The organism is Chitinophaga niabensis (genome assembly GCF_900129465.1).
Classification (GTDB): domain Bacteria; phylum Bacteroidota; class Bacteroidia; order Chitinophagales; family Chitinophagaceae; genus Chitinophaga; species Chitinophaga niabensis.
The window spans coordinates 1,750,111-1,766,713 of the sequence record NZ_FSRA01000001.1 but is presented as its reverse complement, the minus strand read 5'-3'; the positions used below and the strand labels follow the sequence as shown (position 1 = coordinate 1,766,713).

The 16,603-nt window shown below is 46.9% G+C and carries 11 protein-coding genes; 3 read left to right on the top strand and 8 right to left on the bottom strand.

Features of this window, described 5'->3' with window-relative positions:
- Positions 1-100 precede the first annotated feature (100 nt).
- The gene (locus BUR42_RS06700) at positions 101-5,308 is read left to right on the top strand and encodes an AAA domain-containing protein (protein WP_074238486.1); all 5,208 of its coding nucleotides are present in this window, start codon (positions 101-103) and stop codon (positions 5,306-5,308) included.
- 21 nt (positions 5,309-5,329) lie between these two features.
- Here BUR42_RS06700 and BUR42_RS06695 read toward each other — a convergent pair whose 3' ends face one another.
- Positions 5,330-6,691 (bottom strand): exonuclease domain-containing protein, encoded by a 1,362-nt coding sequence (locus tag BUR42_RS06695; protein WP_074238485.1) that lies wholly within the window; start codon positions 6,689-6,691, stop codon positions 5,330-5,332.
- A gap of 130 nt (positions 6,692-6,821) precedes the next feature.
- Between BUR42_RS06695 and BUR42_RS29730 the strand changes: the two genes are divergently transcribed.
- Positions 6,822-7,121 (top strand): hypothetical protein, encoded by a 300-nt coding sequence (locus tag BUR42_RS29730; protein ID WP_159442228.1) that lies wholly within the window; start codon positions 6,822-6,824, stop codon positions 7,119-7,121.
- Positions 7,122-7,194: 73 nt separating this feature from the next.
- Here BUR42_RS29730 and BUR42_RS06685 read toward each other — a convergent pair whose 3' ends face one another.
- The 5 genes from BUR42_RS06685 to BUR42_RS06665 form a co-directional block, all read right to left on the bottom strand.
- On the bottom strand, positions 7,195-7,401 hold the full coding sequence (locus tag BUR42_RS06685) for a DUF2188 domain-containing protein (RefSeq protein WP_074238483.1): 207 nt from the start codon (positions 7,399-7,401) through the stop codon (positions 7,195-7,197).
- Positions 7,402-7,419: 18 nt separating this feature from the next.
- Positions 7,420-7,863 (bottom strand): HEPN domain-containing protein, encoded by a 444-nt coding sequence (locus BUR42_RS06680; RefSeq protein ID WP_074238482.1) that lies wholly within the window; start codon positions 7,861-7,863, stop codon positions 7,420-7,422.
- Between the two features lie 129 nt (positions 7,864-7,992).
- On the bottom strand, positions 7,993-8,697 hold the full coding sequence (locus tag BUR42_RS06675) for an SRPBCC family protein (RefSeq protein ID WP_074238481.1): 705 nt from the start codon (positions 8,695-8,697) through the stop codon (positions 7,993-7,995).
- Positions 8,698-8,857: 160 nt separating this feature from the next.
- The gene (locus BUR42_RS06670) at positions 8,858-9,442 is read right to left on the bottom strand and encodes a type 1 glutamine amidotransferase domain-containing protein (RefSeq protein WP_074238480.1); all 585 of its coding nucleotides are present in this window, start codon (positions 9,440-9,442) and stop codon (positions 8,858-8,860) included.
- Positions 9,443-9,539: 97 nt separating this feature from the next.
- Positions 9,540-11,966, bottom strand: a complete 2,427-nt coding sequence (locus tag BUR42_RS06665) for an AsmA family protein (protein WP_074238479.1) — start codon at positions 11,964-11,966, stop codon at positions 9,540-9,542.
- A gap of 64 nt (positions 11,967-12,030) precedes the next feature.
- Between BUR42_RS06665 and BUR42_RS06660 the strand changes: the two genes are divergently transcribed.
- Positions 12,031-12,801 carry a M90 family metallopeptidase gene (locus BUR42_RS06660; protein WP_074238478.1) on the top strand — a complete coding sequence of 257 codons (771 nt, stop codon included), beginning with the start codon at positions 12,031-12,033 and terminating at the stop codon, positions 12,799-12,801.
- On the opposite strand, the gene xrtN is transcribed toward BUR42_RS06660, so the two are convergent.
- A complete protein-coding gene (xrtN, locus tag BUR42_RS06655; RefSeq protein ID WP_074238477.1) occupies positions 12,782-14,131 on the bottom strand; it encodes an exosortase N in 1,350 nt (449 codons plus the stop codon). The two genes, BUR42_RS06660 and xrtN, sit on opposite strands and share 20 nt — an antisense overlap.
- Positions 14,110-16,575: an XrtN system VIT domain-containing protein gene (locus tag BUR42_RS06650; protein WP_074238476.1), complete on the bottom strand. Its 2,466-nt coding sequence runs from the start codon at positions 16,573-16,575 to the stop codon at positions 14,110-14,112. Before BUR42_RS06650 ends, xrtN begins: the two co-directional genes overlap by 22 nt.
- Between the last annotated feature and the right edge of the window lie 28 nt (positions 16,576-16,603).

Sequence of the window (16,603 nt, the reverse complement as noted above, 5' to 3'; positions counted from 1 at the left end):
GCAACTGGAATACAAGGAGGCGGAAGAAAACAACAACGAAACGGAAACACCCACATTAAATGATTATTTTAGAGCAGCATTTTCAGCATAAACGTATACATTGACGACTATATCTTTTCCGCAGTTCCTTGAAACTGCCTTTCAGAACGGAGCCTACACAACAGATGACGTGATCGCAGCGGTGTTACCGCTTTTCAAAACTGTTTTAGCATTGCACGACAGCGGCCTTGTTGCACCCTTCGGCCAGGAGGATGTATTACAGGTGCAAAACCGCTCCGTGATACTGAACACAGCATTGGCACATCCCCCGCTGGATGCTTATGAAAAAGTAGCTGCGCTCTACAATAACCATAATCCACATTTTCAGATCGTAGATAAGGTAAAGCTCCTGGCGGACCAGGCGGAAGCCATCAACCTGCAGGTACATAAAGATGTATCTCAGCCACTGCTGCATGGCGCATACATTCCCGGATACCGCAGCTATGAAATGTTACTGGGGCATCATGATGCGCAGACAGATATCTTTTGCCTGGGGCTGATCCTGGCAAGCATTGCCTTAGGGATTGATCTTCATGCACCTGAAGGATTAGATAAACTGGTGGTGCAGCGCACACATCCATTAGCCTATCGCCCTATTCATCCGGCACTCGGTACCATCATCACGGAAATGACGGAACTGAACCGTACACAAAGAGCGCAGGACCTGCATGAACTGATCCACCGCCTGGAACATTACCGGGATTTTGACAGCGAAAAACAACTGGACCTGGGCCAGATGGCAGGATGGAAATACCAGGAACGAAAAGAAAGACAAGGTTTCATCCTCAATAAATTACGGAACCGTTTATTTGACGTGAGCAGACGGAACCGCCTGCTCTACTATAAGCCCAATTCCCGCTTTGCCAACCTTACCCTGAGCAGCGTGCCCATGGTATTACATCATCAAAGCATCCGCCCTGAACTGTTATTCACCTGGAATGAAGAGATCGCAGAGAAAGTGATTGGCATGAAAGACCTGTCCCTCAATAAGTACCTGCGTTTTGAAGATCATCCGTATCTGCCGGGTGTGCTGAATAAAGTACGGCTGGAAGCACAGAAAGATATCCAGGAATATGGTTTCAGCCAGCTGAAACTGGTGGTGGCCTTCCTGAAATGGCATAACCTGCGCGAAGACCCGGAAGAAAGTATGATGAGCCCGCTGCTGCTGATCCCCGTTGAACTGAAAAAGAAGAAACAGGTAGGTGAAGACCAGTATTCCCTCAGCATCACAGACAATCATGCAGAAGTAAATCCCGTTCTCGCCAACCAACTGCGCGACCTGTACGGCATTGAACTGCCGGACATGATAGACCTGGAAGAAATGAGCATGGACCAATTCTATCAAACACTGCAGAAACAGATAGAAGGCGCCAACAGGGGCATTGTGCTGCAATACATGCAGAAACCCAGGATCAAACTGATCTACAAAGAAGCAAGGGATACCGTTAATCAATATCAGAAGAAATTACAGAAAGCACCGCTGCCTGATCATGAATCCTATGAAGTGACCGAAGGCACGGATAATCCTTACCGCTGGGATTTTGAAACCTGCCACGTTGTACTGGGCAATTTCAATTACAAGAAAATGAGCCTGGTGCAGGATTATAATTCTGTGATAGATCAGCCACAGCAGCATGAGGTATTTGAGCAGCTGTTCAGCGCACATCCCAAACCCGTGCAGGAAGAAGAGGACATCGCAGCTTTCCCGGAAGCTGAATGGTTCCATGTGATACAGGCAGACCCCACACAAACCAAAGCCATCCTGCAGGCACGGAAAGGTGAAAGTTATATTATCCAGGGACCTCCGGGCACAGGTAAAAGCCAGACGATCACCAATCTCATTGCAGACTTCGTAGCCCGTGGCAAACAGGTATTGTTTGTATGCGAAAAGAGAGCAGCATTGGATGTGGTGTTCCATCGTTTAAAACAACAGGGGCTGGATGAACTCTGCTGCTATATTCACGACAGCCAGGCGGATAAACGTGCTTTCATTAAAGACCTGAAACTTACCTACGAAGCATTCCTGCGCCCGGCGGAAAACCTGCACAATATCACCGTACGGCGAAATGCTTTACTGCAGGATCTGTCGCAGCAATTACAACTGCTGCAGCAGTTCCATGATACACATGCACATGAAACAGAAAATGCAGGGATAGCCGTACGTACCCTGATAGAGCGGGTACTGGTATTGAAGCCTTTATTGCAAACCGTAGCACCTGCCGTGGAAGAGAACGTACCCCATTATAAACAATGGCTGCAGTTCGGCAACATTGTGGAACTGCTGGGAGAAGCATTGGAAGAAAGTGGTGCAGATCCTGTATTTGCCACACATCCGCTCAGTAAAGTGAATGAACAGGTGTTTGCTGCCGAGCAGCCCCATCAGTTGCTCAATAGCCTGATCGCCAATAGCAGGGCGTTGCTGGACCTGGTGACCCGTGTTATTTCTTCTGTTGACGTGCATGCAAAGACCATTGAAGAACTGCGCCAGCTGGTGCTGAATGCTACCTTATTATTGCCCCTGGCAGAAAGCGGTAACTTATTGCTGATAGATGCAAAGAATCCTGAAGCACATGCATTTGAACAGGCCGTAAAAGAAAGTAAAGTTTTACAACAAGCTGCAGAACAGGCAGCCCAACAGAATATACACTGGCACCGGAAGTTCAGCGAGCAGGATACCCTGCAGGCCATTGCCATTGCAGAAAAACACCAGGATTCTTTCTGGCGTTTCCTTTACGGCAGCTGGCGCAGGCTGAAGCGGCAAATGCAGGAAAGTTATGATCTGTCCCAACACGCCGTAGTACCTGCTTTCAGCAGCATCCTGTTACTACTCAAGGCAGAATATGATGCTGCCGGTTCTGCGGAACAGGCACGCCAAACCATCCGGCAACAATACCGCATTGAGAACATCGATCTTACCTGGCTGACCATAGAAAGATTACGTGTGCGCCTGAACGAAGCCCCCATGCAATACCTCCTGCAACATCCGCAGGCACAGCAGGTAGTAGAACAACTGGCCCGCTTGCATGATACCATTCATAAGCTGGACATCAGTTTATCCAAAACATTGCAGGACCCTCCTGTGCAGGATTTCATAGAACTCACAGACCTCCTGGATTCCATCAACCTGAACGCCCCTGCCCTGGAAGAACTGTTGCCGGTATTAGGCAATTACCTGGAAATGCCCGGCGGCCTGAAGCTCGCGCTACGCACACTTCCCTGGACGCCAGTGGAAATGGAAGCCGGTATGGCACATAAAACACTGAAACAGATCTACCAGCAGAATAAACCCTTTGCCAATACCGGCAGCCAGGTGATAGAAAAAGCAGTAGAACAGGTGAAACATTGCTACGGGGAATTATTGAAGGTGAATGCGGCTTTTATAAGGGCCAATATCCGGCAGCGATTCGGGCAGCATGTACAGCTGAGCAACAAAGCACTTTCACAGGTACCGGAAGAAGAACAGCCCTTTGCAAAGAATTACGGCGAAGGCAGGAAGATCCTGGAGAATGAATTTGCTAAAAGCATGCGGTATAAAAGCATCCGCGAACTCACGTCCCGCAGCAGCGGCCTGGTGCTGAAAGACCTGAAACCCGTATGGTTAATGAGCCCGCTCAGCGTGAGTGATTCCCTTGCACTGGACCAGCCCTTCTTTGATGCCGTGATCTTTGATGAAGCCAGCCAGATCACTTTGGAAGAAGGTGTGCCCTCTCTCTACCGCGCACCGCAAACCATCATTGTGGGAGACGACAGGCAGATGCCCCCTACTGATTTCTTCACTGCCAAAGCCGGTGATCCGGACGACCTGGAGAGGAACGATGAAGAAGATGAAATACTCAGTGCTGATGCAGACAGCCTGCTTACACAGGGTGCCCGGAAAATGAACAGCGTGATGCTGGGATGGCATTACCGCAGCCATTTTGAAACACTGATCAGCTACAGCAATCATGCATTCTATGGCGCGAGCCTGCTCACTATTCCTGACCGCAGTATCCATAACGGAGAGAAACCACCTATCAGCATACAACAACCATCCGATGCGCTGTTTTCTGTATCTGCATTATTTGACCGCAGCATCAGTTTCCATCATCTGCCGAACGGCACGTATGCCAAAAGGGGAAACACTGCTGAAGCCACTTACATAGCACACCTGGTGCGGGAATTATTAATGAAACGTACGCCGGAAAGCATTGGTATTGTGGCTTTTAGCCAGGAGCAGCAACATGCCATTGAAGCCGCGCTGGAAGCATTGGCCGCCAACGATAAGAAGTTCGATGAACTGCTGGATGATGCTACTGAGCGGACGGATGAAGGACAATTCACAGGATTGTTTGTGAAGAACCTGGAAAATGTGCAGGGAGACGAAAGGGATATTATTATCATGAGTGTTTGTTATGCGCCGGATGCAAGAGGCAAAATGTCCATGCACTTCGGGCCGATCAATAAACGTGGCGGGGAAAAGAGGCTGAACGTTATTTTCAGTCGTGCTAAACAGCATATGGCCATTGTAAGCAGTATACGGCATCACCAGATCACGAATGTATATAATGCGGGTGCTAATTACTTACGCCGTTTCCTGCAATATGCTGAAACGGTGAGCACCGGTAATATGAATATGGCGCGTAGTATACTGGATGGATTATCCAGTGATAAGCAAACGCGGCGTCACCGCTCCGGGGATACCGTGATATTGCAGGAGATCAGGGAGCAACTGGAGCAGCAGGGATTTACCGTATCTGAACAGGTAGGGCAATCCGGCTTTAAATGTTCACTGGCAGTGAAAGCGCAGGAAAGTGATAAAGCATATGCATTGAGTATTATGGTGGATGATGATAATTACTATCAGCATTCCGATGTGCTGGAACAATATTATCAACGGCCTGCCATACTCGAAAGCTTTGGCTGGCGCACGATTACAGTGTATGCTAAGGACTGGCTGCTGCAACCACAGAAGGTAATGGAAGAGATCCTCAAACGGCTGGACCGTTTGCCGGAAGCGGCGCCTCTCTCCTCTCTGATACCACAGGAAGCAACACCAGCGGGCACTACGCGGTTAATTTCCGGAGAAGGGAAAACAGCGAAGTTCTGGGAGATTGCGGTGAGTGGCGGAAAGTTGTTCATCCGGCAGGGGCGTGTAGGTTCAAAGGGGCAGATCCAGGTGAAGACCTGTGCGGATGCTGCGGATGCAGAGAAAGAAAAAGCGGTTATGGTGCAGGAAAAGATCGCTGCAGGCTGGAAAGATAGTGTGAGTAATACGAATGAGTTGTTTTAAACGCGGGGGCTTGCATTGTTCTTATCCTCCCACCGCACTACGCGCACCCGCATGCTGGCGCAGCAGATTGAGGATGAATTCATTTTCAGGATACTGCGTCAGCCAGTCCTTCAACATATTATTATCCGTAACGGCCACATCCCTCGGAACGTATCCCATACCATAGAACTTCCCTTTCTCCATCAGGATGCAACTGCGTTCTGTTGCTTCCCTTCCGCTGTCCACGATTACAAAAGAGGGCTGTTCTGATTTCAGGTGCTCAATAGCTTCCATTACACGCTGATTGTACTTAGCGGGTTTTTCTTTTTTATCACAGGCACCCTTGCATGATTTTTCCGTTACACCAACACAGGTATCATTATCCGTTTGCAGGAAACAGAGTTTCGGGCAGAGCTTGAATTCGCGCACCAGTTCTCTCATGCGCTGATGCCCTTCTGTGAGCAGATTAAAAGTATAAACCGGTGTGGAATATTTCCTTCGCTTTTCAATGGCCAGCCGCAGGTAACCGCCCTGATCTTCAAAAACATAGAACCCGAACCTGGACTCTATTCTTTTTTGTGCATTGTTATAAACCGGCCATAAACGGCGGATCTCAACAGATTCCAGGATGAAAGCCATCAGTTCCGTACCCGTTTTTTCAAAGGAAATGCCGTGTATGTTCCGGATGAATTCCTGTTTCCTCCGGCCGGAACTATTCCCTGTAAAATGACTGGTAACCCGTTTCTTGATATTCCTCGCTTTCCCCACATACACCACTTTCCCCTTTTCATTGTGGAAGTAATAAACTCCCGGAGACATGGGCAGGTCCACCACCTGTTCCTGCGGCAGATGCAAGGGCAGCCATTGCTCTTTGGACCGGACGTTTAAAGCGGCTGCGATAGCGCCATCTTTATCTGCTGCCAGGATCCTTTCAAATAACTGTACGGTGGCCAAGGCATCGCCGGTAGCCCGGTGGCGCTGCTGGATATTAATATTCAGCTGCCGGCATAAATTCCCCAGGCTGTAAGAGGGAAATCCCGGGAAAACCTTACGGCTCAGGCGTACGGTGCAGAGTTTCCGGCTTTGCAGTTTATAACCTGCCGCCTCCAGCTGGAATTTGAGGAAAGAGTAATCGAAATTAACGTTATGGGCAATGAAGATCTGGCCCTGGAGGAGGGTAAAAACCTGCTGTGCCACCTCTTCAAAAGGAGGTGCATCAGCCACCATTTCGTTTGTGATGCCGGTCAGGGCCTGGATATACCGGGGAATGGGCATGCCTGGGTTCACGAGGGTTTCGTATTGCTGTACAATCTGCATCCCGTCATGAATAAAAATGGCTATTTCCGTGATACTTCCGGCGCTGGCATGGCCTCCCGTGGTTTCGATGTCTACGATGGCGTACATATCGCAAATATAGTATATCGTACGCAAGGTATGTGCGCAGGGTGAGTAAAGAATTACCCGTTTTTCTCATGGTTCAGATTTTGCGGCATAATCAGTGGAAACAAATCTGTTCATCCTAAAATTTCTACTTATGCAATCGCCTAAAAAAATGACGCCGCAGGTGCCAAATGAGGAATTTGTTGATTATGAAGACATATCCGAAGAAAAACGGGAAGAAGAAGTACAGGAGGCGGAGGATGAAGACCTGGAGGAAAACGACTTTGCCGGAGCAGTGCGGGACAGTATAGAAGATGCTCCCGGCCCCGATGAAGAGGAAGACGATGAGGATGAGGATGAAGATGACATTGAAGAAGATGAGGACGAACTGGAAGATGAACTGGAGGATGAGGAGGAAGAAGAAGAGGACGACGAAGTAGATTCCCGCCCGTAAAATGAATGAAAATTAAAAAGGTTCCGTGTTATAGCGGAACCTTTTTCTTATTGGGATATTTTTAAAATGTAGTCTACCGGAGCGCATAGCTGTTTCTCTCCCTGATCTTTCCGTTCCTGCCATGAATAATCACCTCAGCAAGTTGTTTTTTAGCAATGCCCTTAGCATAGGAAATAGCTTCAGATTGGCGGGTTGTAATTACGGAAACTGTTTTACGGCCTTCTGCAAGTACTGCCCAACCATTTCCAAAAGGAACTACATGCTGACTTTTCTTTGCCATAATTTAATTTTCACAAATTTAAAGATTTTCAATGATAATTTTACAGTTTCTGATAAACTCAGCTGCAGTGGCCTTCCTTACAATTTTTGAAGAATATCTGTGATTTGGCCCCCAGTTTAATATACCTGCCCATTCACTGGAACATTTTGTAAATATAGTAATCTCTTTTCCTGAATACCTGAGTAGTTCAGCTAAATTATGATGTTTTATCTGCTTTAGTTTTGCAATAGCCGTTGAGAAAAATGCAAAGCTCGCTGCATCTTTACAGGTATTGAATTCAATTTCATTCTCCGGGAATCCATGTTTAAATCTAAATATGTGGCAAATTTTTAGCTTAAGCATTAATTCAATTGCATACCCTGCCAGATATATCGCCGCGTTATAACGTTTATTCCGCAAAAGAACATTAGAATCTTTGAGTCGATTTTCAGCAATTCTCTTTAGAACTTTTTTTAATAACATACCCTTCCCTGTTTAGTTATTAAAGAAGAGCCTGAAAATCAGAAAAGAGGGGATGGAAAACCCCGATAATATAAACAGTCCACCAATTAGTATATCAGTGGACTGTTTAATTCGCAGTATAGTTTAGAATTAGCTATGCTCCCTTTTACCTTCTACATAATTTTTAAAATTCCTGATATCGCTCTTCACCATAGCGGCGAAAGCCGGATTCAGCAACCTGGCCAGCCCTGCTCCTGCATAACCTGCCGGTGGTCTGTAACTGATCGTTACATGTAATTCCGTTGCACCATCCGGTGCATCGCGGAACATCACTTTACCGGCATTCGAAATAGCAGCACCTTCTGTTGAACGCCAGCCCAGTAATTCATTTTCCTCTTCTTCCACAATTTCTGCATCCCATTCCAACTCAAGACCGCCGGTGAGTTTCACCGTCCAGTGGGAATGTTTTTCGTCTATTACTTCCACATCGTGCAAATGGGCCATAAAAGCGGGTAAATGGTCTAATTGGCGCCAGTAGGCGTATACTTCACTCCTTGGACGGTTTACGATGTATTTTGTGCGGATATTTACGGCACGTGCATGCTGTGGGTTGAGATTATCTTCTACCATCGCAGAAATGGGGCAATTGCCGGAAATACCTCTGTAAAGAAGATACCCTCCTGCCAGCATTTTGTAGATGCTATTCATCGGTGATTTGGAAAAATTAGCGCAGGCCAGGTATAATAACGCGGCACCTGCTCCTGCAGAGATCATTCTTCCGGTTTTACTGACGTTGATCACGGTTGAACTGTCGTACAATGATTCCGGACGTGGGTGGTGAATATCATGCTCCATAATACTTGTTTTGTGTTATTTTATACTAAAACCCTGCTGTTTTTAAGATCATTTGATCTACAGCAAGTTATCATTAGTTTACGGTAACGATAATGGGTAGGAAATTACACATCCGGGGTGCTATTCAGCACAACTTCTTACCGTATCAGCAGGCCCACCATTATCCCAGTGAGTGAACACCACGGGACCTGGCCAAATGTTGCCCTTCGGCAATCTCTTCAATCATCTTTTTACAGAAAGCGGGCAGGTCTTTCGGACTGCGGCTGGTAACAAGCCCCATATCCACCACCACTTCCTTATCTTCCCAGGTTGCACCGGCATTGATAAGGTCTGTTTTAATGGATGGATAGGAAGTAACCGTGCGGCCCTGCAATGCGCCGGTTTCTATTAAGGTCCATGGGCCGTGGCAAATAGCCGCAATGGGTTTCTTTTCTTCGGTAAAGCCGGTGACAAATGTTACGGCATCTTTGTTCACCCGTAACAGGTCCGGATTCATTACACCTCCCGGAAGCACCAGTGCATCATAATCTTCAGAAGAAACTTTGTCTACTGTTCTATCCACGCGGTATTCATCTCCCCATTCCTTTTCAGCCCAGGCTTTCACATGGCCTGATTTCAGGGATACCACTTCTATTTCAGCGCCTGCGTTCTGCAAGGCTTCCACCGGAACGGTGAATTCTGATTCTTCAAATCCATCTGCTACGAGGACGGCCACTTTTTTACCTTTCAGAGATTGCTGTTCCATAATTCATTGTTTTACAGAATATGCAGCAAAAAAGAGTCCGATATGGCCAGCACAGGTTTCCCCAGGTTGTTTGTGTAGTTATTTGCTCAATATGGGGTTAATCATCGTCCTTCCCCTTCCCTAGTTTAAATTTCACCTTCCCATCCTCTCCATCCACTGCCCGCAGGTTAACAACAATACCTTTTTTCTGCTTTTTGGTCAGTTCAACGGCATCGCCGGACAGGTCATCATTCTTGGGGTTACGGAGCGGCACTTTCATCTGTATATCCGTTCCTTTGGGCATGCCGTACGTTCCTTCCAGCTGAATGTTCAGCACACTGGAAGCGATCACCATGGGGTGGATCACAATCTTGCTGCCTTTTATATCCAGGGTATTGTGCATGTTCTCAAAAGTGATGTTGGACATATCCCGTTTCCGGAAAATGAATTTCCCTAATTTTTCCAGGGGCTCAAAACCTACCAGGGCACCTTTATTCAGGTCAAAGGTTACAGAGCCGAACATCGTATGAGGTTTGATGCTTGCGTCTTCCTTCATCCCTCCTCCTATTTTTGCGGTAGCCGAGAATACACCTTTCAGGTTTTTTGCCTGGATGCCATCCTGCCCAAAATTTTCGAAGGCACGGAATAGCTGATCTACCTGTACCTTGTTTACCCTGGCATCTACCGTAAAGCGGTCGTTGCCATTGCTGGCATTGAAGATGGCACCATTGAAATTGATCTGTCCTCCTGCTGCCTGCAGTACGGCATTATCCAGCTTAACACCTGTCTGACTGAGCTGGATACCTGCTTTTACATTACTCGCATTGAACTGGCGGTATTTTACTTTTTCCAGCACTACATTCATGTTCACGCTGCAGGCTTCCAACACCACATCCAGTTGCTTCATGATCCGCGGTTTGGCATGGTGTACAGGTTGTTTTTTAGATACATGTTTACGCCGTTTGCCAAAGAATGACTGGAATTCATTCAGGTTGATCATCGGGCTATGAATAGACCAGTCCAGCGTTATCTTCTCCGGTGCAGCAAAATAGAAATTGAGGATGTTGCGGATATTTCCTTCCATTGTTACGGCGCTGCTGCCGCTTTGCAAACGGATGTTGCGGAAGTAGAGGTCCTGCCCCGTAAAATCAAGTGTGGCCAGGCATTGCTGGAACGATTGGTTACGGGGTACGTAAGTAAATGCACCGTCTTTGATCTGGATGATACCGTTTACGAATCCCGGCACGGTATCTTTCGGATTCCAGGTACCGGCGTATTCAAGATCCACTTCGGCCTCGCCTTTTGTGAATTCAAAAAGATGGGCGCCTACAATATGTGTGAGGCGGGTAAGCGGGAATTTGGATCTAAAACGTCCCGTAAGTACCGGCTTTTGGAGATTGATGATCCTGAGCGTATCAGAAGTAACGGGGATACTGTCGTACTCCCCTTTGAAATTAAACAGGCTGAGCCGGGAATTGGCATCGTTGTGCCCCATGCCAATCACCACTTCATTGAGGAATGCACCGTTGAAGCTGCATTTTTCTAAGGTAACTGCTTTTGCTGTGAGGATATTATCTTTTACATCCCAGGTAACCCTTACGTAAGGGGTATCCCTGAATTTCATATGCCCCCTGATATCTGCATGTACATCGATCGGTTTCCCGAAATCGATGCTGTCCATCTTATGGGAAAGGGTTGGTGTGAGTAAAGAGGCAGCCTGGCGGAACGGTATCTTGTCTGCTTTGATCGCTAATACAAATGCTGCAGGTTGCTGGCTGAAATTGAATTCACCACCGAAAGAAACAGGCTGTTTGTCGAATTGCAATAACTGAGGCGGAATGCGTAAGGTTTTGGAAGTAGTATTGTATTGCAGCGTAAGATCGCTTTGCAGCACCTTATTCTGTGCAAAACTACCCTTAGTGGTATTGAATTCCAGGTTCCGTATGTGCATGTCCGTATTCAGCTTACAGGTCCAGCCACTGTTTTCGTAATCCATTTCACCGCTGAGCGACCGGATATCGAACAGGAAGTGTTTAAACTTTTGCAGGTTTTCCATGGAGAATTGAATGTTCTCCATGCTGAAATATCTGAAAGTAGGTTGTTTGCCTGTTTTCTTTTTGGTGGAATCCCCCTTAAAGAGATAAGTATTGGAATAACCTGTGCTATCCGTATAGATGCTGATATTCCCATCTTTCAGTTTCACTTCTTTGATATCTACTTCCCCGTGCAGGATAGCAGCGGTATTCACTTTCACATATACTTCCTTTATGGCCAGCAGCGGGCGTTTATGCTTTTCGAATAAACTATCCTGCAGGGACACCTCTTTTAAAGTGATAGATACATTCGGAAAACTGCGGATCAGCGAAGGGTCCATATCCCTGATCACCAGGGTACCATTGATGCGGCTGCTTAGCTGGCTGGAAATTTCTGTAAGGATGCGTTGTTTATTATTCCGGATCACAAGCGCCAGGATAAGCCAAAGTATAATGACCAGCCCTATCAGGCTGCCTGTAGAAATTAGTAAGATGCGTAACCAGCGGGGCATGGGTCAGTTTTTAATGGTTCAGGAAGATAAACAATATATCGCGAAAAAGGTTGACATTTGATCTATGGCATTCGTAATACCTATTGTTATTTTCGCGCTGCTTTTCTGGTGGTTTTACCGTAAACCAAAGACCCAATCCAAACATCAGGCCACAATCGCCGGCATATTGGAAAGCAACGTCAGATACTATCAGCAGCTGAGAGTGGAAGACAAACCGCGCTTTGTAAAAGAAGTCAGTGAGTTCATGGACAGCGTGACCATTGAAGGTGTAGGGACAAAAGTAGAAATATTAGATAAGGTGCTGATAGCAGCCAGCGCCGTGATCCCTATCTTTTCCTTTCCGGGATGGCGTTACCGCAATCTTACTAATGTTATCCTGTACCCGGATACTTTTGATGAAAAATACCAGTTTGAGGGTGACAGAAGGAATATACTGGGCATGGTGGGCAGCGGGCCGTTAAACGGACAAATGCTCCTCTCCCAGTCTGCCCTGCGGCAGGGATTTTCAGAGCATAATGGTAAGAGTAATACCGCTATTCATGAATTCGTTCACCTGGTGGATAAAACGGACGGTGCTGTGGACGGTATGCCGGAATCCTTATTGCGGAACAGTTACAGTATTCCCTGGCTGAAAGTGATGCATGAGGAGATCAAAAGGATTGAAACCGGAGAGTCCGATATCAATCCTTATGCAGCGATGAACCAGAGTGAATTCCTGGCGGTAGTAAGTGAATATTTCTTCGTAAAGCCGGATACGATGAAGGAGCACCACCCGGAGCTGTATGCTTTGTTATCCGGGATGTTCAAACAGGATCCTAATGCTGCAGCGCAGTAACAATGTTTTCTTCCGGCCTTAAGAGCCTGGCTACTTCTTTTTCCAGCGTTTTCCTATCCTGCGTGCTAACGTTTACAATAGCATACCGGGTACCGCTTCGCAAAGCATCCCAGCGCCAGTTTAGCTGGGAACCGGTTTGCCTGGTGCCGTTATCATACCACCAGGCAGTATATAACTGCTGTGTTCCTTTTTGCAGGATGCTGGTAGACACTGTTTTCCCGGCTATTCTTTCTTCCCTGATATGTTTAAATTCAAAACCGCTGCCCCGCCAGCAAATAGTGGGATGATGATCGCTGTAATAAAAACCGGGAATGGTCTTTACATAGATCAATGCGGTATCATTCTCCACTTTAACCACATTATCTCTCATGGCGGTTACTTTGAAACCTTTTACCCGCGGCAGGTTTACAGGGATCACCTGGTTCAGGCCCGGCAGCATGGTTTTCCAGGCTACCATTCCCACACAGGCAGCAAGGCAAACATGTGCCATGATCACCTGTAAGGTATTAACAGTGTGTGCAGGAACATGGGTTGTTTTGGCTTTGCCTGAATGGGTTACCATCCGGGGGATCAGCCAAACCAGCGGTAAGATCACATACACCGCCAGGCAGATGATGCCTGTGAAGCCGTGCATCGGATCTTCCGGCAATATCACCAGTATCACCAGCAGTACCATGCGGAACAGGTTGGCGATGATGTTCAGCAGGGCAATGATGCCCATTAAGAGGCTTACTTTTATAAAAGAAAGGTGCAGGTCCATTTTCTTCTGGTAGAAACCCAGGATCATTATCCCGCAAAGCATGGAAGTGATCAGCATGTTCAAACCCATACAGGCAGCATCTACAGAGAATTCATTACCACCAAAGAAAATAGTATTGCCTTCCACGTTAGCAGCCACCCCAATCATTTGCAGCAAAGTGCCGGCCCATGACGTTAATTGCAGGCGTATGGGGAAAGTGAAGATATTGGTGATATAATCACAAATGGGCGCCATCAATGCCATGGCCAGTACAGGCAGCAGGTTGATCTTCCCCAAAACATTATCGATCAGGAAACAGAGGGCTAATACCACGGAGGCATAGAGCAGGGTTTTCACCGGCAGGACCCATCCGAGTATGCAAAATATCAATGCGGTATAATAAAAACGCAGACTTTTCTTTTGCAGCGGGTCCCTGTGCAAGGCAACAGGGATGGCTATCAATCCCAGCAGGAATCCGGGAGACCGCCAGGCAATATAGTCCTTCAATGCGTATTGCACAATGAGAACGTATATGCCTGCGATCAGTCCGGCACCCAGAATGGCGGGGATCAAACGTTTACTTTGATCCATTTCGGGCGGAGTTTAACATAGGTGAAGGTGAGTAACACAAGTATGATGAGGACCCATTCGTGCGGTTCTGGCACGGCGCCGTTAGATTTCATAGAAGCATTCTTCAGGCTGTTATCACTGTCTTTGATCTTGAACTTATCGTAATCTGCCTGCGATTCCAGTACAATTAAACTACTGATGGGAGAAACCACGTAAGCCTCCTGTGCAATGGGTATCAGGCTGTCCTGCCCTTCCTTTCCGGTGAGCAGGCCCTTCCCTGCTTTTTGGAGGATGTGGTTATAAGCGAAAAGGCGCATCAGATGGTCCGGGGCATCGCCTGTAGTAACACTGTCTGCGTTTTGTTCTATGGCAATATTCGCTTCATCCATCACCACCTTATTATCTGATTCTGTATCGCTGGCAAAGGTCCTGGTATCCATTAAGATCTTCAGTAAGAGAAGCCCTCCTTTCTCATAGCGGAATACGCGGAACTCCTTGAGGGATTTCAGATAAGGAGATAACTGTGTACCCAGGTCCAGCAGCCTGATCTTTGGCAGCGTTTCCTGTGAGAGCCAGGCAGACAATTCTGTTTTGAACCTGCTGCCTTCCAGCTCATCCAGCGTGGGGGAAACGCTTGTGCTTTTGGTGATCAGCAAAGCGCTGGCAGGATCCTTTATCTTATAGACCGGAAAGAGACTGAAACGTTGTTTCAGCAGGTCTTTTAATAACTCTTTGGTAGCCGGCACCATTTTTTCGCCGGCCCATACATATACGGGTGTTTTGCCAATAAGCAGCAATACTTCATGCAATTCCCTTTCAGACCATGCCTGGTTCACATCCAGGTAAATGGCATTGGTTTGTACGGGCTCGCGCTCCGGTATATAAGGTTTAATAGTATATCCTTTTCCGTTAAAAGCAAAAGTATTCGATTGGATATTTTCGTTCTTAAACGTCAGTTTCCAGTCAGCCCTGTAATTGCCTTCATAGTTAAGCGGCTGATCAGGTTTTACCGGTTCCGTAACAAATTCTATCGTACGGTCTTCTGCAGCGCGCTTAGCGGTTGGCCCGTCGAAATAAACATTTTCATATACCAGCTTATCTTCGCTGACCTTTAATGGTGCCGTAAATCCGATCTTAAACTGGCGGGAACCATTTGAAAGCACGGGGAAAACCCTCACGCTTACGGTATTCCCTTCCTGCCAGTGTACCACAGAGGGATCTCTTTGCTCCACTCCCACTATTTCCCGGTAAGCTGTATCTGCTTTATGTTTTGTTGTGAGAATGCCTTTTTCTTCTTTCCCGTTAATCCATAAGGAAAGAGCGGTTACCACAGCGCCTTCCGGTAAATGGAAAGTGTAAATACCTTCTTTTTCACTTCTCCATCTTTCTCTCCCGGGATTCACTACAGTGATCACCTTTTCCGTGTAGGCAAGGTGCAGCTTTGGCCAGATCCGCACTTTTGTGTTCACATAATCCGTATAAAGGTCTTCTCCGGACCAAAGCCGCTCCTGTGCTTCATGACGGGCATCAAACAATGTTTCCAGGATCTTAATGCGCTCTTCATTAGACGCTATGATCTTTGGAATGAAACCCGATGCGATCACCACCAATGGGTCGTGCAGGCGGGAATCGTTGAAATTACGGGAGGGCATATCAAAGAGCCTCCAATCAAACCACCGGGGCAGCAGGTAAATGAAATCAGCTTTCAGTACCCGGTCTTCAATCCAGTTGCCATCCATTTTTTTTGCCGCTTCGGCCCATGGTGGTAAAGCACTGATACCTTCTGCACTGGTCCTGTTATAGATGCGGTTCAATTGTTTCACTTCGCTGGCCATGGCCATGGTGAATACGGTGATCACAATAATGGAAAAAGTAAACCCGGAAAGTACACTCCACCTACCGGCTTTGAAGTGGTACCGGATGTGCATGTAAAACAGGTACCAGATATGGATGAGCAGGAATAAAGGAATAAAAGCATGGATGGAAATACCCAGGGCCAGTATAGCAGGAACGGCCATACCATAAATAGGTACCAGGTAACAGGCCAGGTAGATCATGACAACAAAGCTGACGCCCAGCACAAAACACATAATGGCACGTACAGGCTTTGGCATATTCTCATAAAAATGGAATAAAAGCAGGTTGATACCGGTAATAACCAATACGGCACTGAACCAGGCTGTGTTCTCATGGAAAATATTCATTACCCTGTTAAGACTGTAGGCGCTGACGAGGAATAATAACAACACCGGCGTAAGGGTACCTTTACGCTCCTCCTTCTTCGTAAAAGCCCTCGCTATAAAGGCAGCTACTGCACAGATGTAGTGAATAAAAAACAACCGCATCACCAGGTCCTCATTCTCCGAATAAGTGTTCCCGATGACGTAAACGATAAAATTAAGCAGTAAGAGGGCAAGCAGGCTGATGTACCTGTAGTTCAGTAATTTGTCTTTTACAGTTTGCATAATGATAGTTTAAAAGCACTTTGCATTT

Coding starts and splice junctions, on each gene's coding strand:
- BUR42_RS06650 (WP_074238476.1), bottom strand. CDS start 16,575: ATGCAAACTGTAAAAGACAAATTACTGAACTACAGGTACATCAGCCTG.
- BUR42_RS06685 (WP_074238483.1), bottom strand. CDS start 7,401: ATGGCAAAGAAAAGTCAGCATGTAGTTCCTTTTGGAAATGGTTGGGCA.
- BUR42_RS06695 (WP_074238485.1), bottom strand. CDS start 6,691: ATGTACGCCATCGTAGACATCGAAACCACGGGAGGCCATGCCAGCGCC.
- BUR42_RS06660 (WP_074238478.1), top strand. CDS start 12,031: ATGGCATTCGTAATACCTATTGTTATTTTCGCGCTGCTTTTCTGGTGG.
- xrtN (WP_074238477.1), bottom strand. CDS start 14,131: ATGGATCAAAGTAAACGTTTGATCCCCGCCATTCTGGGTGCCGGACTG.
- BUR42_RS06665 (WP_074238479.1), bottom strand. CDS start 11,966: ATGCCCCGCTGGTTACGCATCTTACTAATTTCTACAGGCAGCCTGATA.
- BUR42_RS29730 (WP_159442228.1), top strand. CDS start 6,822: ATGCAATCGCCTAAAAAAATGACGCCGCAGGTGCCAAATGAGGAATTT.
- BUR42_RS06670 (WP_074238480.1), bottom strand. CDS start 9,442: ATGGAACAGCAATCTCTGAAAGGTAAAAAAGTGGCCGTCCTCGTAGCA.
- BUR42_RS06675 (WP_074238481.1), bottom strand. CDS start 8,697: ATGGAGCATGATATTCACCACCCACGTCCGGAATCATTGTACGACAGT.
- BUR42_RS06680 (WP_074238482.1), bottom strand. CDS start 7,863: ATGTTATTAAAAAAAGTTCTAAAGAGAATTGCTGAAAATCGACTCAAA.